22 protein-coding genes and 1 pseudogene are annotated in these 26,926 nt (G+C 66.4%); 9 read left to right on the top strand and 14 right to left on the bottom strand.

Features of this window, described 5'->3' with window-relative positions; all coding sequences use genetic code 11:
• Positions 1-76 precede the first annotated feature (76 nt).
• Together HNE04_RS27155 and HNE04_RS27150 are read left to right on the top strand one after the other, a co-directional pair.
• On the top strand, positions 77-754 hold the full coding sequence (locus HNE04_RS27155) for a haloacid dehalogenase type II (RefSeq protein ID WP_172226838.1): 678 nt from the start codon (positions 77-79) through the stop codon (positions 752-754).
• A gap of 36 nt (positions 755-790) precedes the next feature.
• Positions 791-2,986 (top strand): malate synthase G, encoded by a 2,196-nt coding sequence (locus HNE04_RS27150; protein ID WP_172226835.1) that lies wholly within the window; start codon positions 791-793, stop codon positions 2,984-2,986.
• Positions 2,987-3,038: 52 nt separating this feature from the next.
• Here HNE04_RS27150 and HNE04_RS27145 read toward each other — a convergent pair whose 3' ends face one another.
• The 4 genes from HNE04_RS27145 to HNE04_RS27130 all read right to left on the bottom strand — a co-directional run bounded on the left by HNE04_RS27145 (position 3,039) and on the right by HNE04_RS27130 (position 7,626).
• Complete coding sequence (locus HNE04_RS27145; protein WP_172226832.1) at positions 3,039-4,016, bottom strand: Bug family tripartite tricarboxylate transporter substrate binding protein; 978 nt, start codon at positions 4,014-4,016, stop codon at positions 3,039-3,041.
• Between the two features lie 34 nt (positions 4,017-4,050).
• Positions 4,051-5,235: a tricarballylate utilization 4Fe-4S protein TcuB gene (tcuB, locus tag HNE04_RS27140; RefSeq protein WP_172226829.1), complete on the bottom strand. Its 1,185-nt coding sequence runs from the start codon at positions 5,233-5,235 to the stop codon at positions 4,051-4,053.
• Positions 5,222-6,628, bottom strand: a complete 1,407-nt coding sequence (gene tcuA, locus HNE04_RS27135) for an FAD-dependent tricarballylate dehydrogenase TcuA (protein ID WP_172226826.1) — start codon at positions 6,626-6,628, stop codon at positions 5,222-5,224. Before tcuA ends, tcuB begins: the two co-directional genes overlap by 14 nt.
• A 74-nt stretch (positions 6,629-6,702) precedes the next feature.
• Positions 6,703-7,626 carry a LysR substrate-binding domain-containing protein gene (locus HNE04_RS27130; protein ID WP_172226823.1) on the bottom strand — a complete coding sequence of 308 codons (924 nt, stop codon included), beginning with the start codon at positions 7,624-7,626 and terminating at the stop codon, positions 6,703-6,705.
• Between the two features lie 335 nt (positions 7,627-7,961).
• Here HNE04_RS27130 and HNE04_RS27125 point away from each other — a divergent pair, with 335 nt between their 5' ends.
• Entirely contained in the window at positions 7,962-9,548 is a 1,587-nt protein-coding gene (locus tag HNE04_RS27125; RefSeq protein ID WP_172226821.1) for a sensor histidine kinase, read from the top strand.
• Here HNE04_RS27125 and HNE04_RS27120 read toward each other — a convergent pair.
• Both HNE04_RS27120 and HNE04_RS27115 read right to left on the bottom strand, forming a co-directional pair.
• Positions 9,515-10,216 (bottom strand): glutathione S-transferase family protein, encoded by a 702-nt coding sequence (locus HNE04_RS27120; protein ID WP_172226818.1) that lies wholly within the window; start codon positions 10,214-10,216, stop codon positions 9,515-9,517. The genes HNE04_RS27125 and HNE04_RS27120 overlap by 34 nt on opposite strands.
• Positions 10,217-10,236: 20 nt before the next feature.
• On the bottom strand, positions 10,237-10,650 hold the full coding sequence (locus tag HNE04_RS27115; RefSeq protein ID WP_172226815.1) for a DoxX family protein: 414 nt from the start codon (positions 10,648-10,650) through the stop codon (positions 10,237-10,239).
• A 71-nt stretch (positions 10,651-10,721) separates the two neighbouring features.
• On the opposite strand from HNE04_RS27115, the gene HNE04_RS27110 reads away from it, so the two are divergent.
• The 3 genes from HNE04_RS27110 to HNE04_RS27100 are packed head-to-tail and all read left to right on the top strand — an operon-like array spanning position 10,722 to position 12,628.
• A complete protein-coding gene (locus HNE04_RS27110) occupies positions 10,722-11,612 on the top strand; it encodes a LysR family transcriptional regulator (protein ID WP_172226812.1) in 891 nt (296 codons plus the stop codon).
• Between the two features lie 10 nt (positions 11,613-11,622).
• Entirely contained in the window at positions 11,623-11,859 is a 237-nt protein-coding gene (locus tag HNE04_RS27105) for a cysteine-rich CWC family protein (RefSeq protein ID WP_172226809.1), read from the top strand.
• Between the two features lie 4 nt (positions 11,860-11,863).
• Positions 11,864-12,628: a class II glutamine amidotransferase gene (locus HNE04_RS27100; protein ID WP_172226806.1), complete on the top strand. Its 765-nt coding sequence runs from the start codon at positions 11,864-11,866 to the stop codon at positions 12,626-12,628.
• On the opposite strand, the gene gshB is transcribed toward HNE04_RS27100, so the two are convergent.
• Positions 12,625-13,572 carry a glutathione synthase gene (gene gshB, locus HNE04_RS27095; protein ID WP_172226803.1) on the bottom strand — a complete coding sequence of 316 codons (948 nt, stop codon included), beginning with the start codon at positions 13,570-13,572 and terminating at the stop codon, positions 12,625-12,627. The two genes, HNE04_RS27100 and gshB, sit on opposite strands and share 4 nt — an antisense overlap.
• Positions 13,573-13,740: 168 nt before the next feature.
• Here gshB and HNE04_RS27090 point away from each other — a divergent pair, with 168 nt between their 5' ends.
• Both HNE04_RS27090 and HNE04_RS27085 read left to right on the top strand, forming a co-directional pair.
• Positions 13,741-14,874, top strand: a complete 1,134-nt coding sequence (locus HNE04_RS27090; RefSeq protein WP_172226800.1) for a DUF3182 family protein — start codon at positions 13,741-13,743, stop codon at positions 14,872-14,874.
• Positions 14,858-15,664, top strand: coding sequence for an alpha/beta hydrolase family protein (locus HNE04_RS27085; protein WP_172226797.1), 807 nt, complete (start codon positions 14,858-14,860; stop codon positions 15,662-15,664). Before HNE04_RS27090 ends, HNE04_RS27085 begins: the two co-directional genes overlap by 17 nt.
• A gap of 1 nt (position 15,665) precedes the next feature.
• Here HNE04_RS27085 and HNE04_RS27080 read toward each other — a convergent pair whose 3' ends face one another.
• Complete coding sequence (locus tag HNE04_RS27080) at positions 15,666-16,169, bottom strand: Lrp/AsnC family transcriptional regulator (protein ID WP_172226794.1); 504 nt, start codon at positions 16,167-16,169, stop codon at positions 15,666-15,668.
• A 100-nt stretch (positions 16,170-16,269) separates the two neighbouring features.
• Between HNE04_RS27080 and HNE04_RS27075 the strand changes: the two genes are divergently transcribed.
• Complete coding sequence (locus HNE04_RS27075) at positions 16,270-19,845, top strand: indolepyruvate ferredoxin oxidoreductase family protein (protein ID WP_172226791.1); 3,576 nt, start codon at positions 16,270-16,272, stop codon at positions 19,843-19,845.
• On the opposite strand, the gene HNE04_RS27070 is transcribed toward HNE04_RS27075, so the two are convergent.
• The 6 genes and pseudogenes from HNE04_RS27070 to HNE04_RS27045 all read right to left on the bottom strand — a co-directional run.
• A complete protein-coding gene (locus HNE04_RS27070; protein ID WP_172226788.1) occupies positions 19,842-21,710 on the bottom strand; it encodes a potassium transporter Kup in 1,869 nt (622 codons plus the stop codon). The two genes, HNE04_RS27075 and HNE04_RS27070, sit on opposite strands and share 4 nt — an antisense overlap.
• 132 nt (positions 21,711-21,842) lie before the next feature.
• Positions 21,843-23,138 (bottom strand): glutamate--cysteine ligase, encoded by a 1,296-nt coding sequence (gene gshA / locus HNE04_RS27065; RefSeq protein WP_172226785.1) that lies wholly within the window; start codon positions 23,136-23,138, stop codon positions 21,843-21,845.
• 87 nt (positions 23,139-23,225) lie between these two features.
• Positions 23,226-24,242 carry a DUF6352 family protein gene (locus tag HNE04_RS27060; RefSeq protein ID WP_172226782.1) on the bottom strand — a complete coding sequence of 339 codons (1,017 nt, stop codon included), beginning with the start codon at positions 24,240-24,242 and terminating at the stop codon, positions 23,226-23,228.
• An 8-nt stretch (positions 24,243-24,250) separates the two neighbouring features.
• Positions 24,251-25,531, bottom strand: coding sequence for a glutamate-5-semialdehyde dehydrogenase (locus tag HNE04_RS27055; RefSeq protein ID WP_172226779.1), 1,281 nt, complete (start codon positions 25,529-25,531; stop codon positions 24,251-24,253).
• Positions 25,528-26,613 (bottom strand): DNA polymerase III subunit delta, encoded by a 1,086-nt coding sequence (holA, locus tag HNE04_RS27050; protein WP_172226776.1) that lies wholly within the window; start codon positions 26,611-26,613, stop codon positions 25,528-25,530. The genes HNE04_RS27055 and holA overlap by 4 nt, the downstream gene beginning before the upstream one ends.
• A 35-nt stretch (positions 26,614-26,648) precedes the next feature.
• Positions 26,649-26,926: pseudogene (locus HNE04_RS27045) on the bottom strand (IS4 family transposase); the annotation flags it as partial.

Genomic DNA, 26,926 nt, shown 5'->3' with positions numbered 1-26,926 from the left:
TTACACCTGTTTACGTCACGTATAAAGCGCTACTGCGATTATTAATGCGGACGGGAGTATCAAATACAGTATGGGAATGGAAAAACCCAGGGCCGTGCTGTTCGACGCCTACGGCACGCTGTTCGACGTGTACAGCGTGGGCCTGCTCGCGGAGCAACTGTTCCCGGGGCAGGGCAGCGCCCTGGGCGTGCTGTGGCGCGACAAGCAGATCGAATACACGCGCCTCGTCACCACCAGCAATGGCGGCAGCCACTACAAGCCGTTCTGGGAACTGACCCGCGCGGGGCTGCGCTACGCCTGCAAGCGGCTGGCACTGGAGTTGACGCCGGCCCGCGAGGAGCGGCTGATGAACCAGTACCGCCATCTCTCGGCTTTCCCCGAGAACAAGGAAGTGCTGCTCGCGCTCAAGGACAAGGGCGTGGTCACCGGCATCCTGAGCAACGGCGACCCCGAGATGCTCGGCATCGCGATTCGCAGCGCCGGCCTGGAAGGCCTGCTGGACCACGTGCTCAGCGTCGATGCCGTGCGCAAATACAAGACCCACCCCGACGCCTACGCGCTGGGACCGCAGGCCACCGGCCTGGATGCCAAACAGATCGCCTTCGTCAGCTGCAACGCCTGGGACGCGCTGGCGGCCACCTGGTATGGCTATCGCACGCTCTGGGTCAACCGCTACCAATTGCCGTTCGAGGAGCTGGGCACCCAGCCCACGCGAACCGGCAGCAGCCTGCGCGACGCGCTGGCTTTTTTCTGATTCACCACCGATTCGCTTTTTGAGGAGAGAGAACTCATGACCGCACGCACCACCGTCAACGGACTTCAAGTCGCCACCGAGCTGTATCGCTTCATCGAGGACAAGGTGCTGCCCGGCACCGGCGTGCACAGCGCCAACTTCTGGCGCGGCTTCGACGCCATCGTGCAGGAGCTCGCCCCCAAGAACATCGCCTTGCTGGCCGAGCGTGACCGCCTGCAGTCGGAGCTGGACACCTGGCACAAGGCCAACCCGGGTCCGATCCGCGACATGCCCGCCTACCGCGGCTTCCTGGAGCAGATCGGCTACCTGGTGCCGCCGCCCGCGGGCGCCAAGGCCACCACGTCCAACGTGGACGCCGAGCTGGCCCTGCAGGCCGGACCGCAGTTGGTGGTGCCTATCCTGAACGCGCGCTACGCGCTCAACGCCGCCAACGCGCGCTGGGGCTCGCTGTACGACGCGCTGTACGGCACCGACGTGATCCCCGAGGAAGACGGCGCCGAAAAGGGCAAGGGCTACAACCCGGTGCGCGGCGCCAAGGTGATCGCGTTCGCGCGCCATATCCTGGACCAGTTCGTTCCCCTGGCCACCGGCTCGCACGAGGACGCGACGCTCTACCGCGTCGAGGCCGGCAATCTGGTGGTGAGCTTGAAGGACGGCCAGACCAGCCGGCTGCAGGATGCGTTCCAGTTCATCGGCTACCAGGGCAGCGCCGATGCGCCTTCGTCGGTGCTGCTGCAGCACAACGGCATCCACATCGACATCCGCATCGACCGCGCAACGGCCATCGGCAAGGGCGACGCCGCGGGCATCAGCGACCTGGTGCTGGAAGCCGCACTCTCGACCATCCTGGACCTGGAAGATTCGGTGGCCGTGGTCGATGCCCAGGACAAGGTGCTGGCGTACAGCAACTGGCTGGGCATCCTGCAAGGCACGCTGACCGAGCAGGTGGACAAGGGCGGCAAGACCTTCACGCGCGGCCTGAACCCCGACCGCAAGTACACCGGCCCCACCGGCGGCGAAGTCACGCTGCACGGGCGCTCGCTGATGTTCGTGCGCAACGTCGGCCACCTGATGACCAACCCCGCCATCCTGTACGGCGGCGGCAAGGAGATTCCCGAAGGCATCCTGGACGCCGTGATCACGACGACCATCGCCATGCACGACCTGAAGCGCAAGGGCCAGCCCGGCATCCGGAACTCGCGCGCCGGGTCGGTGTACATCGTCAAGCCCAAGATGCACGGCCCCAGGGAAGTGGCCTTCGCCTCCGAACTGTTCGGCCGCGTCGAAGCCATGCTGGGCCTGCCGGCCAACACGGTGAAGCTGGGCATCATGGACGAGGAGCGCCGCACCAGCCTCAACCTGAAGGCCTGCATCGCCGAGGCGGCCCAGCGCGTGGCCTTCATCAATACCGGCTTCCTGGACCGCACCGGCGACGAGATGCACACCGCCATGCAGGCCGGCCCCATGTTCCGCAAGGGCGACATGAAGAGCAGCACCTGGATCCAGGCCTACGAAAAGAACAATGTGCTGGTCGGCCTGTCGTGCGGACTGCGCGGCCGCGCCCAGATCGGCAAGGGCATGTGGGCCATGCCCGACCTGATGGCGGCCATGCTGGAGCAGAAGATCGGCCATCCCAAGGCGGGCGCCAACACGGCCTGGGTGCCCTCGCCCACTGCCGCCACGCTGCACGCCCTGCACTACCACCAGGTGAACGTGGCCGAGGTCCAGAAAGAACTGGAGCGGCTCGACGCCGACGCCGAGCGCGACAACATCCTGGCCGGCCTGATGCAGATCCCCGTCGTGGCTGAAGCCAAATGGACCGCCGCCGAGCGCCAGCAGGAGTTGGACAACAACGCGCAGGGCATCCTGGGCTACGTGGTGCGCTGGATCGACCAGGGCGTGGGCTGCTCCAAGGTGCCCGACATCCACAACGTGGGCCTGATGGAAGACCGCGCGACGCTGCGCATCAGCAGCCAGCACATCGCCAACTGGCTGCACCACCGGGTGGTGACCAAGGAACAGGTGCTCGAAACCTTCCAGCGCATGGCCGCCGTGGTGGACGGCCAGAACGCCGGCGACCCCCTGTACAAGCCGATGGCCGGCAACTTCGAGAAGTCCGCCGCCTTCAAGGCCGCCTGCGACCTGGTGTTCAAGGGGCTGGAGCAACCCAGCGGCTACACCGAGCCCCTGCTGCACGCTTGGCGGCTGAAGGTGAAAGCGGGCCAGGCCTGAGGCGTTTTCCGCATGCCTTTGGGCGGGGCTGCCGGCCCTTGTCAAGTCGACCTCAGTTGGCGGTGATCTTGCGCTCCCGCACGATGGCGCTCCACTTGGCGTCTTCCTTCTTCATGAAAGCCGCCAGCTCGGCCCGTGTGGTGGGCTGCGGGGTCAGGCCGTGCTTGTTCAAAGCGTCCCTGGCACCGGCATCGTTGAGGACCTTGACGATCTCGGTGTTCCAGCGATCCAGGATCGGCGCAGGCGTCTTGGCGGGCGCCACGAAGGCATACCAATTCAGCGCCTCGAAGCCGGGATAGCCCGATTCGGCCACTGTAGGGACATTGGGCATGTAGCTAGGGCGCGTGGGGCCGGTGGTAGCCAGCGGGATGAGCTTGCCGGATTCCACATGTGGTAATGCAGTGGGGGGCGCAGAAAAATAGGATGTCACGCGCTCGCCCAGCAGGTCTTGCAGCGCAGGTGCGCCACCCTTGTACGGTATGTGCACCATCTCGATGCCGGCCCGCTGGTTGAACAGCTCGCCCGCCAAGTGCGACGCGGAGCCGGCGCCGGTGGAGGCGTAGTACACGTTGCCAGGTTTCTTTTTGGCCAAGGCCACAAACTCGGCCAGCGTCTTTACGCCCACGCCCTTGTGCGCCACAAGCACGTTGGGAAAGCTCACGCCTCCCGACACCGCAGCCAGATCCTTAAACGGGTCGTAGCTCAGCTTCATCACGTGCGGAGCAATTGTCAGCGGCCCGATCGAGCCGAACAGCAACACCGTGCCGTCGGCCGGCCCGTTGGCCACTTGCTGGTGCGCGATGTTGCCGCCTGCCCCCGCCTTGTTGTCGACGATCACGCTCTGGCCGATGTTCTCGCTCAGCTTCTTGGCGATCAGGCGTGCCGCCGCATCGGCCGCACCGCCGGCGGCGAAGCCGACCACCAGCGTGACCGGCTTTTTGGGCGGGAAGTCCTGGGCTTGGCAGAGGCCGGCCAGCAGCAGGGGGGCTAAGACCAGCGCCGTAGCGCGCAGCAGGTGAAGTTTGTTCATCGCGATTCTCCAGAGTGGGTGTTGTTCGTGGTCTTCAGTCCGCGACCACACCTAGCGGGTTGGGCTGACGCTTTTCGATCGCATGGCGCAGCAGCGCGGCTGTGCGGAAGATGCCGTGTGCAAACTTGCCGTAGGGCAGCGTGACAAACAAGGCCATCACCGCGCCCAGATGCAGGCATAGCAGCACAGCCAGGGCCGGCGTGCCGCGACCCAGCCATAGGGCCAGACCGCTGGCGCTGGTCAGAAACAGCAGGGCGATGAAGCCCAGGTCCATCGGCTTTTGCGCCGCGTCGCGGTGCAGTGGGTGACGCTGGCGGTTCAGGCGCCACAGGCCGGCCGTGCCGACCATCAGGCTCACGCCACCGACCACTCCCAACAGCTTGGGCAGGCTAGGCAGTTCATATGGCGCGGCCCAGCCGAACACGTAGTGGTAGCACGTGGCCACGCTGGTGGCGGCAAAGCACAGCAGGAAACCGTAGAACGTAAAGTGGTGGAAGCGTCGGCGCGAGAGCGTGAAGGCATCGTCCGCGTTGTTGCAGCCCTCACCGTGACCGCCGTCGAGGTACTTCAGGCGCAGCACCGCATCAGCCGCTTCTGCCGCCGCAGACGTGCTCAGCGGTGCGCCGCTGGTGGCAGGAGTCACGTCGCACCAGAAGCGGCTCACGCCCATCGTCAACGCCAGGGCCGCGAACAGGAACACGGGGGCGAACAAGCCGACCAGCAGGTTATGCGGGAACAGTTTGTAGAAGTTGCCGCCGAGCTGTCCGCCCCACAGCGTGCCGTTCATGTCCACGGCCAGGATCAGGAACAGCGCCAGCGCCGCCGCCAAGGCCAACGACAGCGTCAGGCCATTGCGTTGGTACAGCTTGCCCAGCGCCGGCGGCCAGGCGTAGTCGACATAGCTCCGGCCACGCACTTGGGCCATCGCCTGCGGCACGTTCACCGCGAACTCGTGCGGCGGCGCGTACTGGCACGCGTGCAGGCAGGCGCCGCAGTTGTGGCACAGGTTGGCCAGGAAATGGATGTCGGCCTTGCCGAACTCGAGGCGCCGCGTCATCGCCGGAAACACGGCGCAGAAGCCCTCGCAGTAGCGGCAGGCATTGCAGATCTGCATCTGGCGACCGACCTCGGCCTCGTTGGCGCTGAGGATCGGTATCACCGGACGGCTGCCGGTTGCGAGTGCCGCGGCTTCGCGGGTGAGTGCCTCAAGCTGCTGCATTTTCGACCTCCTTGCGTGCGGCCCGAGCCGCCTGCGTGCCCGCGATGCGGCCGAACGCGGTGCCGATGGCCATGCCGACCCCGGCCGTGTAGCCCTTGCCGAGCACGTTGCCGGCCATCATTTCGCCAGCGACAAAAAGGTTGGGGCTGGCTAGGCCGCCGAAGTGCACGGCGGCCTGGTCGTTCACCTTGAGGCCCAGGTAGGTGAAGGTGACGCCTGGCTTGAGTGCATAGCCGTAGTACGGCGGCGTATCGATCGGCCGCGCCCAGTGGGTTTTGGCCGGCGTCAGGCCGTCGGTATGGCAGTCGTCGAGGGCCGTGTGGTCGAAGCTGCCGGGGCGGCAGGCGGCGTTATAGGCTTCCACCGTCTGCACGAATGCCTGTTCTGCCAGCCCGAGCTTGCCGGCGAGTTCGGCGAGCGTGTGGGCGGTGGTGCCGGGGAACACAGGTGGCATGAAGCGGCCGATCGCCTTCTGGTCGATGATCGAGTAGCCAATCTGGCCCGGCTGCTGCGCCACCAGCCGCCCCCAGATGGCATAGCGCTTCGGCCAGAAGTCCTCGCCCTCGTCGTAGAAACGCTGGCCTTCGCGGTTCACCACCACGCCGAGCGAGACGCAGTCGATGCGGGTGCAGATGCCGCCGTCGTACAGCGGCGCGCGCGCGTCGATGGCCACCATATGGGCCTGCGTCGGGTCGCCGATCGAATCGGCGCCGGCCGCGATCATGTGCCTGAGCAGCACGCCCTCGTTGAAGCGCGTGCCGCGGATCAGGAAGTTGTCGGAAGGCCACTCGCCACGCTCGTTCTGGCCCCAAGCCTCGCGCAGCCAATCGCGATTCGATTCGAAGCCGCCGGCGGCCAACACGCAACTCTTCGCTTCGATGCGCTCGCCGCCGACGGTGCGGACGGCGACGAAGCGATCGCCGTCGAGTTCAACCGACGCCACCGGCGTGTCGTAGCGTATCCGCACGCCGAGCCGCTCGGCGCTGCGGAAGTACGCGTTGACCAGCGCCTTGCCGCCACCCATGAAGAAGGCATTTGTGCGCGCCACGTGCAGCGCGCCCGAGAGCGGCGGCTGAAAATGCACGCCGTGCTTGCGCATCCACTCGCGGCAGTTCGACGAAGCGCGGATCACCAGGCGCGCCAACTCCTCATCGGTGATACCGCCAGTCACCTTCAACAGGTCTTGCCAGTACTCTTCTTCCGGGTAGGCATCGATCAGCACGTCCTGCGGCGCGTCGTGCATGCAGCGCAGGTTGCGCGTGTGCTGGGAGTTGCCGCCCCGCCAGGCACGCGGCGAGGCTTCGAGCAGCAGCACTCTGGCGCCAGCCTCGCGCGCCATCAACGCCGCACACAAGGCGGCGTTGCCGCCGCCGACGACCAGTACATCCAGCATGCTTGTCTCCTTGGGGTGAGGAGACTGTAGGCAGACAGGCGCCCTCGCGAAAGGCCACCCGCGGCAATGGGTCTTCAGTTCTTGTGAAGGGTGGCGCCGGCCCAGCGGCCTTCGCGCACCAGCGCGTGCGCTGCATCGCTCAACACTACCCGCGCCGCCAGGGCGGCCGGGGACAACTCGTCGTCCGACAGGCTGACCAACAGATTGCGCCGGCCAACGTGGGCATCGGCAATCTGCGCGTGCAGAAGGTCTGCGTCGGGTCGCGCCATCGCGGCGCCAGGCTGGATGGTGGCGCCGAGCCCGGCGCGCACGGCATCCATCAGCAGCGCCAGCCCGTCGATCTCGGCCACGATCTGCGGTGCCACCCTGGCGCGCGCAAACGCAACCATCAGCGTGGCGCGCAAGCCGTGTGTGGCGCTGGGCAAGATCAGCGGCAGCTTGCCAAGATGCGCCAGACGCGTTCGACCGCCAGCCGGCGCGCCCGCCAGGCCCGGCGCGGCGATGACGAACAGCTTCTCGTCCAGCAGCGGCAGCACGCTCCAGCGGCGCCCGGCATCGGCGCCGAACAGCACGGCGATGTCGAGCTGGCGCCCGTTGAGCATCGTGGCAAGGTGGCCGGACAGGGCCTCGACCAGATGCAGCCGCACGGCCGGATAGCGCGCGCGCATGGCCTGCATCAGCGGCACCCCCAGTACCGACGCAGTGGTTGGCGCGAGGCCCACGCTCACGTGGCCCGAAAGACGCGCCTGCTGCGCTGCGCGCACCGCCTCGTCTGCGTGCCGCAGCGTGAGCTGGGCTTGCTGCAGAAAGGCGAGCCCCGCGTCGGTGGGCGTCACGCCGCTCGCGCTGCGGCTGAGCAGGCGGGTGGACAGTTCGCTTTCGAGCCGGCTGATCTGCTGGCTCAGCGCCGAGGTCGCGAGCTCGAGTTCAAGCGCGGTTCGCCCCATGCTGCCGAGCTCACAGATTTTGACGAAGTAACGTAGCTGTCGCAGTTCCAAGTGCCTGATCCCTGAATAGGTGTCGCAGCGACTCATCAGCGATGGTCTTGCACGCCATTTTGCCGATCGAGGTGCATAAGAGCAACAGCGCGACTGTCGCACGTCAAGCCCAGATGGGAATCGGTGGACCTGGCGGCTACAGGAACAGGTGCTCGAGACCTTCCAGCGCATGCTGCAGTCGTCGCTGGCCAGAACGCCTGGACCAACCCAGCGGCTACACCGAGCCGCTGCTGCACGCCTGGCGGCTGAAGGTGAAGGCGGGTCAAGCCTAGGCTTTTCCCGACCCGATTCGGCGGCGCTTGCGATACAGTGGGCCCGCGAGAATCGGGAGGCCCATGAATCCGCCAAGCCATCCCGGCCACGACCGGGAGATCGAGCTGCGCCGCATGCAGCAGCAGCTTCGCCGCAGCCAAGGGCGCTTTCGCGCCCTGACGGAGCTGTCGGTGGACTGGTTCTGGGAGCAGGACCGGAACTTCCGTTTCGTCGAGATCGATGCCGGCGGGCGCTATCCGCTGGGCATCCCACCCGCCGACAGCATCCTGGGCAAGACCCGCTGGGAGGTCGAGGGTGGCATGCCCGCCGAAGGGGATTGGAATGCGCATCGCGCGCAGCTGGAGCGGCACGAACCGTTTCGCGACTTCGAACTGCGCATGCGCGCCGCCGACGGCAGCGAGCGAATCCTGAGCATCGCGGGCTCGCCGGTGTTCGACGAGAACGGCTGTTTCACCGGCTATCGCGGCATGGGCCGCGACATGACCGAGAGCCGGCGTGCGGAGCAGGCGCTGCGCGAGAGCCAGCGTGCCCTGGCCGCGCTGATGGGCAACCTGCCCGGCATGGCCTACCGTTGCCGCAACGACGCCGAATGGACCTTGGAGTTCGTGAGCGAGGGCGCGCACCAGCTCACCGGCCACCGACCGGAAGCCTTGATGTCCGGCACCGTGGGTTATGCCAGCCTCATCCACCCGGACGACCGCGACAAGGTGTGGGTGGAAATCCAGGCCTGCATCGGCCACGACCAGCCCTTCCAGCTGACCTATCGCATCAGCACCGCACTGGGCGAGCAGAAGTGGGTCTGGGAACGCGGTTCGGCCGTTCGCGGGCCCGCCGGCAATGTGGTCGCGCTGGAAGGCTTCGTCAGCGACATCACCGAACGCAAGCGCGCCCAGGAAGAGGTCGCGCGGCTCAACGCCGAGCTGGAGGACCGGGTGCGGCGGCGCACCGCGCAGCTGGAGGCCGCCAACGCCGAACTGGAGGCCTTCTCTTATTCGATCGCCCACGACCTGCGCTCGCCGCTCACCTCGATAGACGGCTTCAGCCATATGCTGGACGAGCTGGCCGCCCCGTCGCTGGGCGACCAGGGCCGCCACTATCTGCGGCGCATCCGGGCCGGCGTGCGCCAGATGAGCGACCTGACCGACGCCATTCTCTCGCTGGCACGCCTGTCGCGCGTCAAGCTCAGGTGGGAGCCGGTGGATCTGGCCGCGATCGCGCGCACAGTCGAGGCCAACCTGCGCGAAGGCGAGCCGCAGCGCATCGCCACGATCGAGATACCCGAGCGCCTGCACGCCCAGGGCGATCCGCGCTTGTTGACACAGGTCATCACCAACCTGCTGGGCAACGCCTGGAAGTTCTCGGCCTGCAAGCCGCAGACCCTGATCCGTCTGGGCAGCGCGCCCGGCGGCAACGGCGAACCGGTGTACTTCGTCGCCGACCACGGAGCGGGTTTCGACATGGCGCATGCGTCGCGGCTGTTCGGCGCCTTCCAGCGCCTGCACGCGCCCAGCGAATTCGAGGGCACCGGCATCGGCCTGGCCCTGGTGCAGAAGATCGTCTCGCGCCATGCGGGCCGGATCTGGGCCGACGCCAGGCCCGGCGACGGCGCGACCTTCTATTTCACGCTGTCCGGCAAATCCCCCTCCTGAGTAAGCCGCGCCGCGATGCGCCGGGAAAGCTCGGAGCCGCGTTCCAGCAGGAAGCGCTGCAACAGCTGCGGGTATTCGGGCGAGGCCGCCTGCCTCACCGACGGCCGCTGCGCCAGGGCCCTGCGCCACGCCCGCACCTTGGGCGTGCTCTCGAAGAACCCCGCCTCGCCGAGCTGTTCGAACACGTCGAAGTACCGGAACACCGGGCCGAACACGGCGTCGACCAAGCCGAACTGTTCTCCCGCGAAGTAGGGGCCGCCGGCGGGCAGCACGTCCTCCAGCTGCGCGAACCTGGTCTGCAATTCGGCTCGGCGTACCTGCAGCACCCCCGCGTTGGGCGCGGTGTAGAAGCCCGCGATCACATTGAGGACCGAGGACCCGAACTCCATCCAGGCGCGATGGCGGGCGCGCAGCAGCGCGTCCTGCGGATGCAGGCGCGGCATTCCGGTTTCATCCAGGTATTCGCAGATCACGGCGGATTCGAACACCGGCTCGTCCCCGACCAGCAAGACCGGCGTCTTGCCCAGCGGCGAGACGGCCAGGAACCAGTCGGGCTTGGCCGAGAGATCCACATAGCGCCGGGTGTACGCCGCGTTCTTCTCGGCCAGCACAATCGCAGCGCGCTGCACGTAGGGGCACAGCAGATGGCTGATCAGGGTCAGTTGCATGGTCCTTCTCCTGCGGCTGATCAAGCCGGAATCAGCAAGGGGCTGCGGCGCAGCGCCAGCCGGCCGTCTCCGACCAGCCAGTGCGCCAGCGACGCGGCAAGCAGAAACACCGGGTACTCCCAACCGCCATTGGCGCTGGTGAACACCCAGCCATTGGGCATGTGCACCCACGCGGCTACGGCCAGGATGGGCAGCAGCAACAGTGACACCTGGCGGCCATAGATGCCCAGCACGATGGCCAGGCCACCCAGCAGTTCGGCCCCCGTCACCGGATAGGCCAGAAAGCCCGGCAGGCCCACCGAGACAAAGAACTGGGTCGCGCCGTCCATGGTGTAGACCATGACTTTGAGCAGGGCATGGGAGATCCACATGGTGCCCAGGGCCAGGCGCAGCAGCGTGGCGCCCCAGGCAGAGGTTTCGGCAGTGGTAGGCATGGCGGTCACCTTGATTGAGTTGCGGAGGAACGAACTGTAGGATTGCATTCACGCATTGGAAATAGGCGAACATGAAATCCACCATTGCAAAGTCGCAATACGCTCTGACGGCGCCCGACCTGGAAGTGCTGTTGGCCCTGGTGCGCGGCGGCACCCTGGCGCAGGCGGCGACACGGCTCTCGGCCGATGCTTCAACCGTATTCCGCTCGGTGCAGCGCATCGAGAAAAACCTGGGCCAGCGCCTGTTCGAACGCACGCGCCAGGGCTATCTGCCCTCGGACGCAATGGCCGAGATAGCCCGGCATGCCGAGCGCATAGAGAGCGAACTCGAGGCGGCGCGGGCGGCCGCCATGACGCCAAGCGGCGAAGTCACGGGCCGGGTGCGACTCACTACGACGGACTCGGTGCTGCGCGGTCTGGTCTTGCCGTGCCTGCCGGCTCTGACTGCGCAGCACCCGCAGCTGCAGCTGGAGCTTCATTCGGCCAACGAGCTGATGAGCCTGACTCGGCGCGATGCCGACCTCGCGCTACGCGCCACTCCCAAGGCACCCGAGCATCTGATCGGGCGCCACCTCGGCCCCATCCGTTTCGTCGCCTGCGGCGCCAAATCGCTGTCGCCCGCGCACCGGCGCAGGACGCTGGACCGGCACGACTGGATCGTGCCCGATGAAGCCATGCCCGAGCATCCCTCGGTGCGCTGGCGGCGCAAACATCTGCCCAAACTGGCGCCTCGCCACCTGGTTGACGGCATCGTTTCGGTCGTGGATGCGATCAAGGCCGGGCTCGGCGTCGGCGTGGTGCCCCTCTTCATGCTGGACAGCGAACCGCAGTTGGTGGCTCTGTCCCAACCGCTGGAAGACTGTGAGTCTCAGCTGTGGCTGCTGGCCCACCCGGAGTCACGCCACCTGCGCCGGATCGCGACCGTTTACCAGCACTTCGCGCAGAGCATCCGCTTGCCCTAGACTGAATGGCATGAACAGTTCCGCCGTCATCGTCGATGCCACCCGCTGCCCGCTGTGCGGGCGGGTCAACCAATGCGCGCTGGAAGTCGAGCGCACCACCGGCCTGCAGCAGCCGCCGTGCTGGTGCACCCGAGTGGACTTCAATCGTGAATTGCTGGAGAGCTTGCCGGCCGAGTCCCGCGGCCTGGCCTGCATTTGCCAGGCTTGCGCCGCCAAGCCCACGGCAGCGGCGGAGGGTCCAGAATAGACCTATGTGCCAACTGCTTGGGATGAACTGCAACACGCCCACAGACGTGACGTTCAGCTTTACCGGCTTTGCTCAGCGCGGGGGCCGCACCGACCATCACGCGGACGGCTGGGGCATCGCCTTTTTCGAGGGCGCGGGGCTGCGCCATTTCGTGGATCACCAGCCGGCCTGCGATTCGCCGGTGGCCGAGCTGATCCGCCGCTACCCCATCAAGAGCCGCAACGTCATCGCCCATATCCGCAAGGCGACGCAGGGCGCGGTGGCGCTGGAAAACTGCCACCCGTTCGTGCGCGAACTGTGGGGCCGCTACTGGGTGTTCGCCCACAACGGCAATCTGGAGAATTTCCATCCGCGCCTGCATGCGAGCTTCCATCCCGTCGGCGCGACCGACAGTGAACGGGCGTTTTGCTGGCTGATGCAGGAAATGGCCAAGTCCCATGCCGGCGTGCCCAGCGTGCAGGAGCTCACGCTGACGCTGCGCGAACTCACGCCGCAGATCGCCCGCCACGGCCCCTTCAATTTCATGCTGTCCAACGGCCAGGCGCTGTGGACGCATTGCTCGACCAACCTGTTCTTCGTGGAGCGCAAGCATCCGTTCGCCCACGCCCAGCTGGCAGACGATGACCTGAGCATCGATTTCGCCCGCAACACCAGCCCGCATGACCGCGTGGCGGTGGTCGTCACCGCGCCGCTGACCACCAACGAGGACTGGACCCAGTTGCAGCCGGGCGAACTGAGGGTATTCGCGGACGGCCAGGCCGCCGGCTAAGCGGCGATCGCCGCTTCCAGCGCGTCGATGAACATGGCCGGCACGTCGAAGCCGGCTTGATCGGTGATCTCCTGGAAGCAGGTCGGGCTGGTGACGTTGATCTCGGTCAGCCAGTCGCCGATCACGTCCAGCCCCACCAGCAGCAAGCCGCGCGCCGCCAGCACCGGGCCGAGCGCATGCGCGATCTCGAAGTCGCGCGCCGTCAGCGGCTGAGCCACGCCCTTGCCGCCGACGGCCAGGTTGCCGCGCACTTCCGTGCCCTGCGGGATGCGCGCCAGGCTGAAGGGCACGGGCTTGCCGCCGATCACCAGGATTCGCTTGTCGCCTTGCACGATCTCGGGCACGAATCGTTGCACCATGATGGTCTGGGCACCGTGCTTGTTGAGCGTCTCGACGATGGAGCCCAGGTTCAGGCCATCGGCCTTCACGCGGAAAATGCCCGTGCCCCCCATGCCGTCGAGCGGCTTCAGGATGATGTCCTTGTGCACGTCGTGAAACGCGCGGACGGCGTCGGCATCGCGGGTCACCAGTGTCGGGCTGGTGAACTGCGCGAACTCCATGATGGCCAGTTTCTCCGGATGGTCGCGCAGCGCAGCGGGTTTATTGAACACGCGCGCGCCTTCGCGCTCGGCGTGTTCCAGCAAATGGGTGGCGTAGAAGTACTCGCTGTCGAAGGGCGGGTCCTTGCGCATGACCACGGCGTCATAGTCCTTGAGCGCCTTGATCGGGCTCGCGGTTTCGCGGAACCAGGCGTCGAGCTCGCCGGTCAGGGTGATCTCGCGCACGGCGGCCTTGACCATATCGCCGGATTGCCAGACCAGGTCCTGCGGGCCGCAGGCGGCGATGCGGTGCCCGCGGCGCTGGGCCTCGCGCATCATGGAAAAGGTCGTGTCCTTGTAAATCTTGAAGGCTTCGAGGGGGTCGGCGACAAAGAGGATGTTCATGGCGGAAGCTTGGGTTCGCCCGTACTGTTGCACAAAACGTGAGGCCGTGCCCGCATGACTGGAACTGGTCAGTGCCTGCAGATGGGCTTTGCACCGGCCCGAAATCGGCCTCCCGTCCGACAGCCCTGTCGTGAGCCGGTCCAAGAATGAGGACTACTGGAGGCTTGAATGCCGCTCAATGACCCGTCTGGAAGCGCGCGCGGTGTGGTCGTGACCTATGTGCCCGACCAGAAGGCCCACGCCAGCGAACACGAACGCATCACGCAGACGGAGTTCGCCCGCCGCCTGGCGGCGCTGAAGGACTACGAGGTGGGCGGGCCCTACGATCCGCAACGGCGCTACACCGGCCCTGTTTACTTTGTTCCGAGCAATACCTTGACCACGCAACAAGCCGCCCCGCTCGGCATCCGCGGGCGCGACGACCTGTTCGGTGGCGTCGTACCCCATGCCTTTGTCGCGACCAAGGTGATCAGCCATCCGCTGGTCGCGTCCGACGCCGCCGCACCGTCCGGCTGGAATCCGGCATTCGGCGCGCAAGTCGGCGACGCGGTTCTGGCCGGCCATGCCGTTTTCAGTCACGAGGACGCACGCCGGGCCGGCCTTCGGCTGCTGGCAAACGGGCCGCTGCGCATCAAGGCGGTTCGCGCCACCGGCGGCCACGGGCAATCGGTGGCGCGAGACGCGGCGGAGCTGCAGCAACAGCTCGACGCGATCGACCCGGGCGAGATCACGTCGCACGGGCTGGTGCTCGAGGAAAACCTGACCGAGGTCCAGACCTTCAGCGTCGGCCAGGTGACGGTGGGCGATCTGACCGCGAGCTACTTCGGCGAGCAGCGCCTGACTCGCAACAACCGGGGCGCGGAAGTCTATGGCGGCTCCGACTTGACCGTTGCGCGCGGCGACTTCGACGATCTGCTGGCGCAGGAAGCCCCGCCCGAGGCTCGTCTCGCGATCGAGCAGGCGCGGCGCTACAACGCGGCCGTCGTCGCTTGTTTCGCCGGCTTCTACGCTTCGCGCAACAACTACGACGTCGTCCTGGGCCGCGACGCGGCAGGACGTTCGCGCTCCGGCGTGCTGGAGCAATCCTGGCGTCTCGGCGGCGCCACGGGCGCCGAACTGGCTGCGCTCGAGGTCTTTCGCTCGCAACCCGAGCGCAACCGGCTGCGCGCGAGCTCGATCGAGATCTTCGGCGAGAGCCCGCCGCCGCCGCCGCACGCGACCGTCTATTTCCGCGGCATCGATCCGCGGGCCGGCCGCTTGACCAAATACACCGTGGTCGAACCCGATGTCCACCCGCGATAACCTGATCGACATCCCGGTCGATGGTCACCACATCGCCGGCACGCTCGTTGGCCCGGACACGATGGTGCCCGGCGTGATGCTGGTGCACGGCTGGGACGGCAGCCAGGACCAGTACATCGCCCGGGCGCACGAGATCGCGGCGCTCGGCTGCATCTGCCTGACCTTCGACCTGCGCGGCCATGTGCGCCATCAGGGCATGCGCGAGAGCGTCAACCGCGAAGACAATCTGCGCGACGTGCTCGCTGCCTACGACGTGCTGGTGGGCCACCCCGCGGTCGACCCGGGCGCGATCACCATCGTGGGCAGCAGCTATGGGGGCTATCTGGCCGCGATCGTCAGCTCGCTGCGGCCGGTACGCTGGCTGGCGCTGCGCGTACCGGCGCTCTACAAGGACGCCGACTGGAATATGCCCAAAGGACAGCTCAACCGCGAAGAGCTGGTCGCTTATCGCAACAGCGCGGTGCAGCCCCAGGACAACCGGGCGCTCGCCGCCTGCGCGGCGTTCCGCGGCGACGTGCTGATCGTCGAGTCGGAGCACGATTCGCTGGTGCCGCATCCGGTGATCGAGAATTACATGAGCGCCTGCAAGCAAGCCCAGTCGCTCACCTACCGGATGATTTCGGAGGCCGACCATGGCTTGTCCGAAAAGCCCTGGCAGCAGACCTACACCTCGTTGCTCGTCAACTGGATGAGTGAGATGGTGCTGGGCGCCCGCGCCGGCAAAACCGGCACCGCCGCCCTCACGCCGCAGGCCGAGTCGGTACAGAGTACGCCGAGCGGCAAGGACTGACTCAGCGCCGCCGCGCCTTCGCCCGTTCGTTCTCGCCCGGCAGGTTGATCGGCAAACGCGTTTCCGCCTTGATCTCCTTGAGCACCACGCTGGAACGCACATGCGTCACGCCCGGCAGCTTGAATACCGTCTCGTGCAGGAAGCGCTCATAGCTCTTGATGTCCGGCGCCAGCACCTTGATCACGTAGTCAGCCTGGCCGGTCGTCGAGTAGCAGCCGACGATCTCGGCGCAGTCGGCCACCGCCTGCTCGAACTGGCTCACCACGTCCTCGTTGTGGCGCGTCAGGTTCAGCTCGGCGATCACGCACAAGGCCAGGCCCACCTTCTCGCGGTCGATCAGCGCCGTGTAGCCGCGGATGATGCCGCTGCCTTCCATTTCCTTGATGCGCTTCCAGCACGGCGTGCTGGACAGGCCGACCCGCTCGGCCAGTTGCTGCACCGTCTGGTGCGAGTCGCGCTGCAGCTCCGTGAGCAGCACCACGTCTTGTCGATCGAGCTCTTCCATTCCAACACCTCGCCATTCTGTAGAACAGTTTTCTCCTGGTATTGTGGAATCGGAGAAAAGAAGAAGCAAATTCTCGCGGCCGCGGCTTAGGCTTGGCGCCATGGCAGATACCCTTCTTCGCGCCGACTACCAGCTGTCCGACGCGCTGTGGGCGCGCGATGGCCAGGTGTTCCTGACCGGCACCCAGGCCCTGGTGCGCCTGGTGCTGATGCAAAGGCACCGGGACCAGGCGACAGGCTGGAACACCCGGGGCTTCATCAGCGGCTACCGCGGCTCGCCGCTGGGAATGGTGGACAAGGCCATATGGCAGGCCGGCCGGAAGTTCGAGGAGGAGGGCATCCGCTTCCTGCCGGCGATCAATGAAGAGCTGGCCGCCACCGCCGTGCTGGGCACCCAGCGGGTCGAGGCCGACCCGCAGCGCACCTGCGACGGCGTCTTCGCCCTCTGGTACGGCAAGGGGCCCGGGGTGGACCGGGCCGGTGACGCGCTCAAGCACGGCAATGCCTATGGCGCTTCGCCGCACGGCGGCGTGCTCATGATCGCGGGCGACGACCATGGCTGCGTTTCCTCTTCCATGCCGCACCAGAGCGATCAGGCATTCCAGGCCTGGCACGCGCCGGTGCTCTCCCCGGCCTGCGTGGCCGAGTACCTGGAGTTTGGTTTGTACGGCTGGGCCCTGTCGCGCTACTCGGGCAACTGGGTGGGCTTCACGGCGCTGTCGGAGGTGGTGGAGAGCGGCGGCACGGTCGACCTCGACTTGATCAACGCCCGCACGGCGGCCTGGCAGGACCCTGCCACGATCAACGCCATCACCGGCCACCAGCCCCCGCCGGGCGGGCTGCACTACCGCTGGCCCGACCTGCCCTCGTTGACCATCGAGCAGCGCCTGCACGCCAAGCTGCAAGCGGTGCGTGCCTTCGCGCGTGTCAACAGCATCGACCGCCTCATCGCCGACAGCGCCCAGGCGGCCACGGGCATCGTCACAGCGGGCAAGGCGCATTTCGATTTCATGGAAGTGCTGCGCCGGCTCGACGTCTCACCCGAAACGCTGGCGCGGCACGGCGTGCGCATTCTCAAGCTCGGCCTCACCTATCCGATCGAGCCGGTGCGCATGGGCGATTTCGCGCGCGGCCTGCGTGAGGTGATGGTGATCGAGGAAAAAGGAGCGGTCGTCGAGACGCAGCTGCGCGACCTGTTCTACAACATGCCTCGCCGTCCGGTCATCGTCGGCAAACGCGACGGCATGGGCGATCCGCTGATTTCGCAGGCGGGCGAGCTGCGGCCCTCCCGGCTGATCGAGATCGTGGCCAACTGGCTGGCGGCGCACTTCCCGGACCTGGACCGCCGCCACCTGGTGCGCGACTTCACGCCACCCGAGTTGCTGTCCAACGCGAGCGACAGCGTGAAGCGCCTGCCCTACTTCTGCGCGGGGTGCCCGCACAACATCAGCACCCGCGTGCCCGAAGGCTCGCACGCGCAAGCCGGCATCGGCTGCCACTTCATGGCCAGCTGGATGGACAGGGACACCGAGGGCCTGATCCAGATGGGCGGCGAAGGCGTGGACTGGGTCTCGCACGCCATGTTCACCCAGGTGCCGCACGTGTTCCAGAACCTGGGCGACGGCACCTACTACCACTCCGGCTACCTGGCGATCCGCCAGGCAGTCGCGGCCCGCGCCACCCTCACCTACAAGATCCTGTTCAACGACGCGGTGGCGATGACGGGCGGCCAGCCGGTGGACGGGATCATCAGCGTCGACGGCATCGCGCGCCAGGTCGAGGCCGAAGGCGTGCGCCAGGTGGTCGTGGTGTCGGACGACATCGCCAAGTACGACGCGATCCACGATCGCTTCCCGGCCGGCACCGAATTCCATGACCGCAGCGAACTCGACGCGGTGCAGCGGCGCCTGCGCGAGATGGCGGGCGTCACCGTGCTGATCTACGAGCAGACCTGCGCCGCGGAGAAAAGGCGAAGGCGCAAGAAGGGCGAGCTGGTGGAGCCGTCGCGGCGCATCTTCATCAACGAGCAGGTCTGCGAAGGCTGCGGTGACTGCTCGGTGCAGTCCAACTGCGTGGCGGTGCTGCCGCTGGAGACGCCGCTGGGGCGCAAGCGGCGCATCGACCAGAGCGCCTGCAACAAGGACTATTCCTGCGCCAAGGGCTTCTGTCCCAGCTTCGTGGGCGTGCTGGGTGGCCAGCCGCGCAAGAAAGCCGGCGCCCTGACGCAGCGCGCCGGCGAGGTCCGGCGGCTGGTCGATTCGCTGCCGTTGCCGGCGCCGCACCAATGGACCGGCCCCTACGACCTGCTATTCACCGGCGTCGGCGGCACGGGCATCGTTACCGTGGGGGCGTTGACTGCGATGGCCGCGCACCTGGAGGGCAAGTCGTCCAGCGTGCTCGACTTCATGGGCTTCGCGCAAAAGGGCGGCAGCGTGCTGGCCTTCGTGCGGCTGGCCGACATCCCGTCGCGGCTGAACCAGGTACGCATCGACACCCAGCAGGCCGACGCACTGGTCGCCTGCGACGCGGTGGTGGGCGCGTCGGCCGAGGCCCTGCAGACGGTGCGGCGAGGCCGCACCCGCGTGCTTGCCAACACGCACGAGGTGCCGGTCGCGGAGTCGCAGCGCAACCCCGATGCCGACCTCAAGATGCCGCAGCTGCTGGACAAGCTGCGCTTCGCCGCCGGCGCCGACCGCGTCGAAACGCTGGACGCCCAGGCGCTGGCCGAAGCACTGCTGGGCGACTCCATCCTCGCCAACATGCTGACGCTGGGCTACGCCTGGCAGCGCGGGCTGCTACCCGTGGGCCAGGCCGCCTTGTTGCGGGCGATCGAACTCAATGGCGTGGCCGTGGAAACCAACAAGCTGGCGTTTTCGCTGGGGCGGCTGGAGGCCGCGGCGCCGGCGGCGCTGCGGCAACTGCTGCAAGGCGAGAGCCTGGATGCAGCGCCGCTCGCCTCGCTGGACGCCCTGGTGGCGCGGGGCGTGGCTCACCTGACCGCCTACCAGGACGCCGCCTACGCACAACGCTATGCGGACTTCGTGGCCCTGGTGCGGGAGCGTGAACTGCGGCTGGGCCAAGACTCCACCCTGGCCCTTACCACCACCGTCGCGCGCAGCCTGCTCAAGCTGATGGCCTACAAGGACGAATACGAAGTGGCGCGGCTGTACACCGATGGCCATTTCGAACAATCGCTGCGCCAGCAATTCGAGGGCGACTTCAAGCTCGAGTTCTACATGGCGCCGCCCTTCCTGAGCCGCTCCAAGGGAGGCCAGCCGCCTCGCAAGATGCGTTTGGGTTCCTGGCTGTACCGCGCCATGAAGCTGTTGGCGCGTGGGCGCATGCTGCGCGGAACGCCCTGGGACCTGTTCGGCAAGACCCGCGAACGCCGCCTGGAACGCGAGCTGGTGGTCAGCTACATGGACAGCATCCGCTCGCTGCTCCCCCAGCTGGACGCACAGCGGCTGGCGCTGGCCACCGAGATCGCGGCCCTGCCTCTGGCGATGCGCGGCTACGGCCACGTGAAGCTGGCCAACGTCGCTTTGGCCCGCCTGCGCGAAGCCGAATTGCTGTATCGCTTCGACCCCGCGGTCTACCCGCGGCCTGCGGCCACGCGCGAAGCCGGGCAGTTGCGCGGCATCGCCATCGTCACCGAAGGCAAGGCCAGCGCCGGCTAGATCTCGATCTTCGAACCCAGCTCCACCACCGAGTTGTTGGGCAGCCGCAGGAAGTCGGCCGCCGCGCTGGCGTTGTGGTGCATCTGCGCGAACAGCTTCTCGCGCCACGGCGCCATGCCGCTGCCGATGGTGGGGATGACGGTGTCGCGCGAGAGGAAGTAGCTGGTCTTCATCGGCTCGATCTCGCAGCCGTGGCCGCGGATCTGCTCCAGGGCGCGCGGCACGTCGGGGTCGTTCTTGAACCCGTAGTGCAGGATCACCTGCCAGCAGCTGTGGCCCAACGTCTGGATTTGCACCCGCTTGTGCAAGCCGATCCAGGGCACTTCATGGCTTTGAACGGTCACGAACAGGTTGTGCTCATGCAGCACCTTGTTGTGCTTGAGATTGTGGAGCATCGCGTTCGGCACCGTGCCCGGCTCCGCCGTGAGGAAGACGGCCGTGCCCTCGACCCGGGTCGGCGGGTTGACGAACACCGCCTCGAGAAATTCCTTCAGGTCGATGGCGTCGGCCTTGAGCTTTTCGTTCAGCAGCTCGCGCCCGTGCTTCCAGGTCATCATCAGCGTGAAGATGCCGCCACCGATCATCAGCGGGAACCAGCCGCCTTGCAGCAGCTTGAGCATGTTGGAGGCGAAGAAGGTCAGGTCCACGATGAAGAACCACCCCGTCGCCGCCACACACAGCCATAGCGGATAGTTCCAGCTGTAACGGATGACGAAGAAAGTCAGGGTCGTCGTGATCAGCATGTCCAGCGTCACGGCGATGCCGTAGGCCGCCGCCAGGTTGCTGGACGAGCGGAACATCACGACCGCCAGCACGATGGCCACGAACAGGCCCCAGTTGACGAAGGGGATGTAGATCTGCCCGGTATCGCGCACGCTGGTGTGCTGCACATTCAGGCGCGGCAGGTAGCCCAGCTGGACCACCTGCTTGGTCACGCTGAAGGCGCCGGTGATCAGGGCCTGTGAAGCAATCACGGTGGCCATGGTCGCCAGCACCACCAGCGGCACCAGGGCCCAGTCGGGCGCCATCAGGTAGAACGGGTTCTTGACCGCTGCGGGGTTTTCCAGCAGCAAGGCGCCCTGGCCGAAGTAGTTGAGCGTCAAGGCCGGCATGGCCACGCTGAACCAGGCCAGGCGAATCGGCCGCTTGCCGAAATGGCCGAGGTCGGCGTACAGCGCTTCCGCCCCCGTCACGCACAGCACCACCGCACCCAGGATGATGAAGGTGGTGCCGGGATGGTGGAACATGAACAGCACCGCATGGTGCGGGCTGATGGCGGAGATGATTTCCGGATGCCGCATGATCTGCGAGACGCCGAGCACGGCGAGGACCACGAACCACACCAGCGTGATCGGCCCGAAGAACCTGCCGATGCCGGCCGTGCCGCGCTTTTGCACGGCGAACAGGCAGAACAACACCACCAACGTGAGCGGAATCACCCATTCCTTGAACGCCGGGGACACGACTTCCAGCCCCTCGACGGCCGACAGCACCGAGATGGCCGGGGTGATGACGCCGTCGCCATAGAAGAGCGAGGTGCCGAAGATGCCCACCCCCAACAGAAGCTTGCGCAGCTCAGGCTTGTCTTTCACGGCCTGCGACGCCAGCGCCAGCATGGCGATCAGGCCGCCCTCGCCATTGTTGTCGGCGCGCAGCACCAGCACCACGTACTTGATCGAAACGATGACGGTGAGCGTCCAGAAGAAGATGGACAGGATGCCGTAGACGTTGCCGGTGGTGAAGGGAACGTGGCCGGAGTTGAAGACTTCCTTGACGGCGTACAGGACACTGGTGCCGATGTCGCCATAGACGACACCGATGGCGCCTATGGTCAGCGCCGCGAGCGATGATTTCGAGCTTTGCACTGAACGCCCCCGTCTTGACGGCTTTTGCCGGCGGGGTTCCTTGAGCTTTGGGACCGCTATTGTGCGCCTGCGCTGCCCGCAAAACGGGCATGTTGCAGCGCAGCAACGCCGGCTGGGTGCCGCCCCCCTAGATCACTCGTAGACCTCGGCGTTGGGGTCGGTGGCTTCCAGCTCGTAGCTGGCCGCCAGCATGGCCAGCCGGCCGATCACGCCATACATGTAGAAGCGGTTGGGGGCGCTGGCGCCGGGCTTCTCGCCGGGCTGAGGTAAGCGCGTACTCTCGGCAAAAGCCAGTGGCACGAAGCTGGCGCCTGGGGCGTTGAGGTTCTCGTCGATGCCGCGCTCGGCATGGACGCGGTAGAAGCCGCCCACCACGTAGCGGTCCATCATGTAGACCACCGGCTCAGCCACGGCCTCGTTGATGCGCTCGTTGGTCAGCACGCCTTCCTGGATGATCACGTCGCTGACTTCCTGCCCGTCCTTGATGACCGCCATCTTGTTCTTGGTCTTGCGGTTGAGCTGATCCAGGTCCTTGACGTCGCGCACGGTCATGATTCCCATGCCGTAGGTGCCGTTGTCGGCCTTCACCACGACGAAGGGCTTCTCGTTGATGCCGTATTCCTTGTACTTCTTGCGGATCTTGGTCAGCAGCGCATCGACGTTGGTGGTGAGGCACTCCATGCCCGTGCCCTCAGTGAAGTTCACTTCACCGCACTTGTTGAACATCGGGTTGATCAGCCAGGGATCGATGCCCAGCAACTTGCCGAAGCGCTTGGAGACTTCTTCGTAGCTGTGGAAGTGATTGCTTTTGCGCCGCACCGACCAGCCCGCGTGCAGCGGCGGCAGCAGGTACTGTTCGTGGATGTCTTCCAGGATGCCGGGGATGCCCGACGACAGGTCGTTATTCAGCAGGATGGTGCAGGGATCGAAATCCTTCAGCCCCAGCCGGCGCTTGCTGCGCACCACCGGCTCCAGCAGCACCGAGCCGCCGCCCGGAATGTCGATGCTGGTCGGCTCCTTGATGTCGGGGTTGATCGAGCCGATGCGCACATTCAAGCCCGCCATGTGGAAGATGCGTTTGAGCTGGGCCAGGTTGCTCAGGTAGAAGGTGTTGCGGGTGTGGTTCTCGGGGATCACCAGCAGGTTCTTGGCCTCGGGACAAATCTTCTCGATCGCGGCCATCGCCGATTGCACGGCCAGCGGCAGCATCTCGGGCGTGAGGTTGTTCCATCCGCCCGGATAGAGATTGGTATCCACGGGCGCCAGCTTGAAGCCGGCGTTGCGAATGTCCACCGAGCTGTAGAACGGCGGCGTGTGCTCCATCCACTCCAGGCGGAACCAACGCTCGATCGCGGGCATGGACTCCAGCACGCGCTGCTCGAGTTCGTTGATGGGCCCGGTGAGGGCCGTGATGAGATGGGGAACCATGTGGCCCTCTGCCTTCGCTTTTTGGAATATCTGACAGGAATTGTAGGGAATTGAGGGCGACCATGCCCGTTTGCAAGGCCCGCCGCGCTAGGACAGGCGGGCCAGCGGCAGATTGAGCAGCAGGTTCTGGGGCTTGAGCTTGATGCGCTTGTGTTCGTCCATCGCCATGGCCAGGTAAACCGGCTTGCCTGCTATTTCGGGCTTCAGCACCGCCGGCTCGTCGAACCACAGGCTCAACAGGCACAGCATGCCCGCCATGCGCTGCTCGCTCACGTCATGGCCCTGATACAGGTCGTTGAGCACCGCACTGGCCTGGGCGTCCAGGCCCACATGCCAGACCCAGCTGTCGTCGTCGATTTCTTTTTCCACCTGGATGCGCGGCGTCGAGCCCACGAAATGTCCCACCCAGGCCTCCAGCACGCGGCACAGCGCCTCCAGCGCCGGCTGGCCGTGGTTCAGGCTGACGACCAGGTCGTGGCTTTCATCGCGCTCCCAGTACACGGAAGCGTTGTCGTCGTGCAGCACGTCGAGTTCGGCGGTGCGCAATGCCGCGCCGCCCTGCTTGAGCAGCTCGCCGATGGTGCCGAAGTTGGCGGCAATGGCGTGGCGCTCCACGGTTTCGTCGTCGGCGGCCATCACCTGGCCATCCTCCTGGATGGAAACCCGCTGGGTGCGAAACAGCATTTCGGCGGCGCGGGCCTGCATGGCGGGGGCCTCGTTGCCGAGGACATGGCGCAACAGGATCTGCGTCAGCTGGTGCACGAACAGCGGCGGCACGTCCACGCCTTCGCCGCGGAACAGCGCCATGTAACTGGCTTCCACTGTCGGATGGGCGAGCAGCCGCTGGCGAAAGCGCAGCCAGATCGCATAGTTGGCGCGCGCATCTTCATCGGCGACGGCCGCAAGCTGCTGGTCGTCGACCGCGGCGCGCGGCTGTTCGAGCAAGCGCTGGTGCAGGGCGAGTTCGCCGGCGCAGGACTCGGCGACGGGCGCCAGTTCGGGCCGCTCGAGAAGGCTGCGCAGGAACTCGTCGGTGACGACCAGGTGGCCCTCGCCGTTCGTTTCCAGCAGGCCAAAGCCGCACTGGCGCCAGTAGTCGCGCATGTGTTGGATCAGGAGCGCACTTCGCCGTTGCCCAGCACCACCCACTTGAGGGAAGTCAGGCCTTCGATGCCCACCGGCCCGCGTGCGTGGAACTTGTCGGTGCTGATGCCGATCTCGGCGCCCAGGCCGAACTCGAAGCCGTCGGCGAAGCGCGGGCTGGCGTTGACCATCACGCTGGCCGAATCCACTTCGCGCAGGAAGCGCTGGGAATGGAGGTGGTCGCGCGTGATGATGGCGTCGGTGTGGTGGCTGCTGTAGCGGTTGATGTGCGCTATCGCCTCGTCGACGCCTTCCACCACCTTGATGCTGATGATGGGCGCGAGGTATTCCTCGTACCAGTCCTGTTCGGTCGCCGTCTTGAGGTTTGCGCCCTTCACGGCCGACAGCAGGGCCCGCGATTCATCGTCGCAGCGCATCTCGACGCCTTTCGTCGCAAAGACGGCGCCGATCTTCGGCAGGAAGTCCTTGGCCACGCTGCGCGCGACCAACAGGCCCTCGATGGCATTGCAGGGGCTGTACTTCTGCGTCTTGGCGTTGTCCGCCACTTTGACGGCCATCTCGATGTCGCAGGGATCATCCACATAGATGTGGCAGTTGCCGTCCAGATGCTTGATCACCGGCACCTTGGCATCGCGGCTGATGCGCTCGATCAGGCCCTTGCCGCCGCGCGGGATGATCACGTCCACGTACTGCGGCATGGCGATCAGCTGGCCCACGGCCTCGCGGTCGGTGGTCTGCACCAGTTGCACGGCGTCGGCGGGCAGGCCGGCTTCGACCAGCGCCTGCTGCACCAGCCGCGCCAGGGCCTTGTTGGAATCGATGGCTTCCGAGCCGCCGCGCAGGATGCAGGCGTTGCCGCTCTTGATCGACAGGCTGGCGGCCTCGATGGTGACGTTGGGCCGGCTCTCGAAGATCATGCCGAACACGCCGATCGGCACGCGCATCTGACCGACGCGGATGCCGCTGGGCTGTTGGCGCAGCGCCGTCACCTCGCCGATGATGTCCGGCATCGCGGCCAGCTGCTCGCAGCCCTGGGCCACGGTCTCGATGACCTTGGGCGTGAGCTTCAGGCGATCGATCATCGGCGCGGACAACGCCGCCGCGGTCGCGCGTTCGATGTCCTTGGCGTTGTCGGCTTGCAGGGCCTGGACGTTGGCGCGCAGCAAGGCGGCCAATGTGCGCAAGGCCTTGTTGCGGATTGCCGAGTCGGCACGCGCCATGAGGGCCGCGGCCTGTTTGGCCTGCAGGCCCAGCGTTTGTGTGTACTCCGCTACGTTCAGCGCATTCATCCCGCCATTTTCGCACGGGGTGCGGCACCCTGCTGCGCGGCGCACTCCTGGCACAGCTGCATGGCCAGCCGATGCAGCGCCTGCCAGCCCTCGGTCGGCCAGTCGGGCGCCTTCAGGCCTTTGACGATGCCGTCGACGAGATGCGCCGAATACAGCAGGTTGTCCAGCGAGGTCGTGGTGAGGCGTGGCAGCACCCGCTCAAAGAGGCGCTCGCGCAGGCCCCAGACGCGCTGCTCGCGCAGCGCCATCGGCAGCGGCCGCCCGGCGGCCATGGCGTCCTTGACCCGCTTGAGGGCGCGGATGTCCTCGGACAGCGTGTAGTGCACCAGTACCTCGGCCTCGCCCTCGGCCTTCAGGCCGTCGAGCATGCGTTGCACCCGGCCGGCCTGGCCGGCCAGCACCGCCTCCGAGAGCTTGAAGACATCGTAGCGCGCCACGTTCAGTACGGCGCTTTCGACCTGGTCGAAATTGAGTTCGCCCGCCGGATAAAGCAGGGCCAGCTTCTGGATTTCCTGGTGCGCCGCCAGCAGGTTGCCTTCGACCCGGTCGGCGAAGAACTGCAGCGTGCGCTGGCCTTCGTCGCCGGCGGCCACCCGCTGCGCCTGCTGCGCCAGCCGCTGGGCGATCCACTGCGGCAGCGCCTGCCGCTCCACCGGCTCGACCTGGATGGTGACGCCGTTGCCGTCCAGCGCGGTGAACCAGGCGCCGCTCTTGGTCATCTTGTCCAGCCGGGGCAGGAGCACCAGGGTGAGCGTGCTGTCGTTGCCCTGCGCGCCGGCGGCCAGCTGCTGCAACGCCGGGCTGCCCTCCTTGCCGGGCTTGCCCGAGGGGATGCGGATCTCGACGATCTGCTTGTCGGCAAAGAGGCTGAGCGAGCCGCCGGCGGCCAGCACCTCGCTCCAGTCGAAGTGCGCACCGGCCACCGTGTGCACGGTGCGCTCGGTGTAGCCCTGGCTGCGCGCCGCGGCGCGGATCGCATCCGCCGCTTCCTGGATCAAGAGCGGCTCGTCGCCGTGCAGCGTGTACAGGGACTTGAGACCCTTTTGCAGGTGTTGGCTCAGTTGGGCGGCGGCAAGCTGCATAGGACGAAGTGTATTGTCATTGCGGGCTTGACCCACTACTGTCCGGAGATATTTTCAAATAGTGAAAACTGCTGAGAAGCCTCGATTTCGTCGTCGAGATCGACGGCTTTGAGCAGGAGCACATCGATCGGTACCCGATCAAAAAGTGACAGGCTCAGTACCTGCAGGATGGTGTGTAGCGTGGCGGTGAGTTGGAGCCGCTTCTTCACGATCGCCACCAGCACATAGGTAGCGATTGCGATCCAGATTTGCGTCTTCACGGCGTTGGCGCTGTTGCCCACAAATGCCTTGATGCGCAGGTTCTGTTTGATCC

The sequence above is a fragment of the Caenimonas soli genome (genome assembly GCF_013155545.1).
Lineage (GTDB): Bacteria > Pseudomonadota > Gammaproteobacteria > Burkholderiales > Burkholderiaceae_C > Ramlibacter > Ramlibacter soli.
Note: the sequence above shows the minus strand (reverse complement) of the source record. Positions and strands in the feature narration are given on the sequence as shown.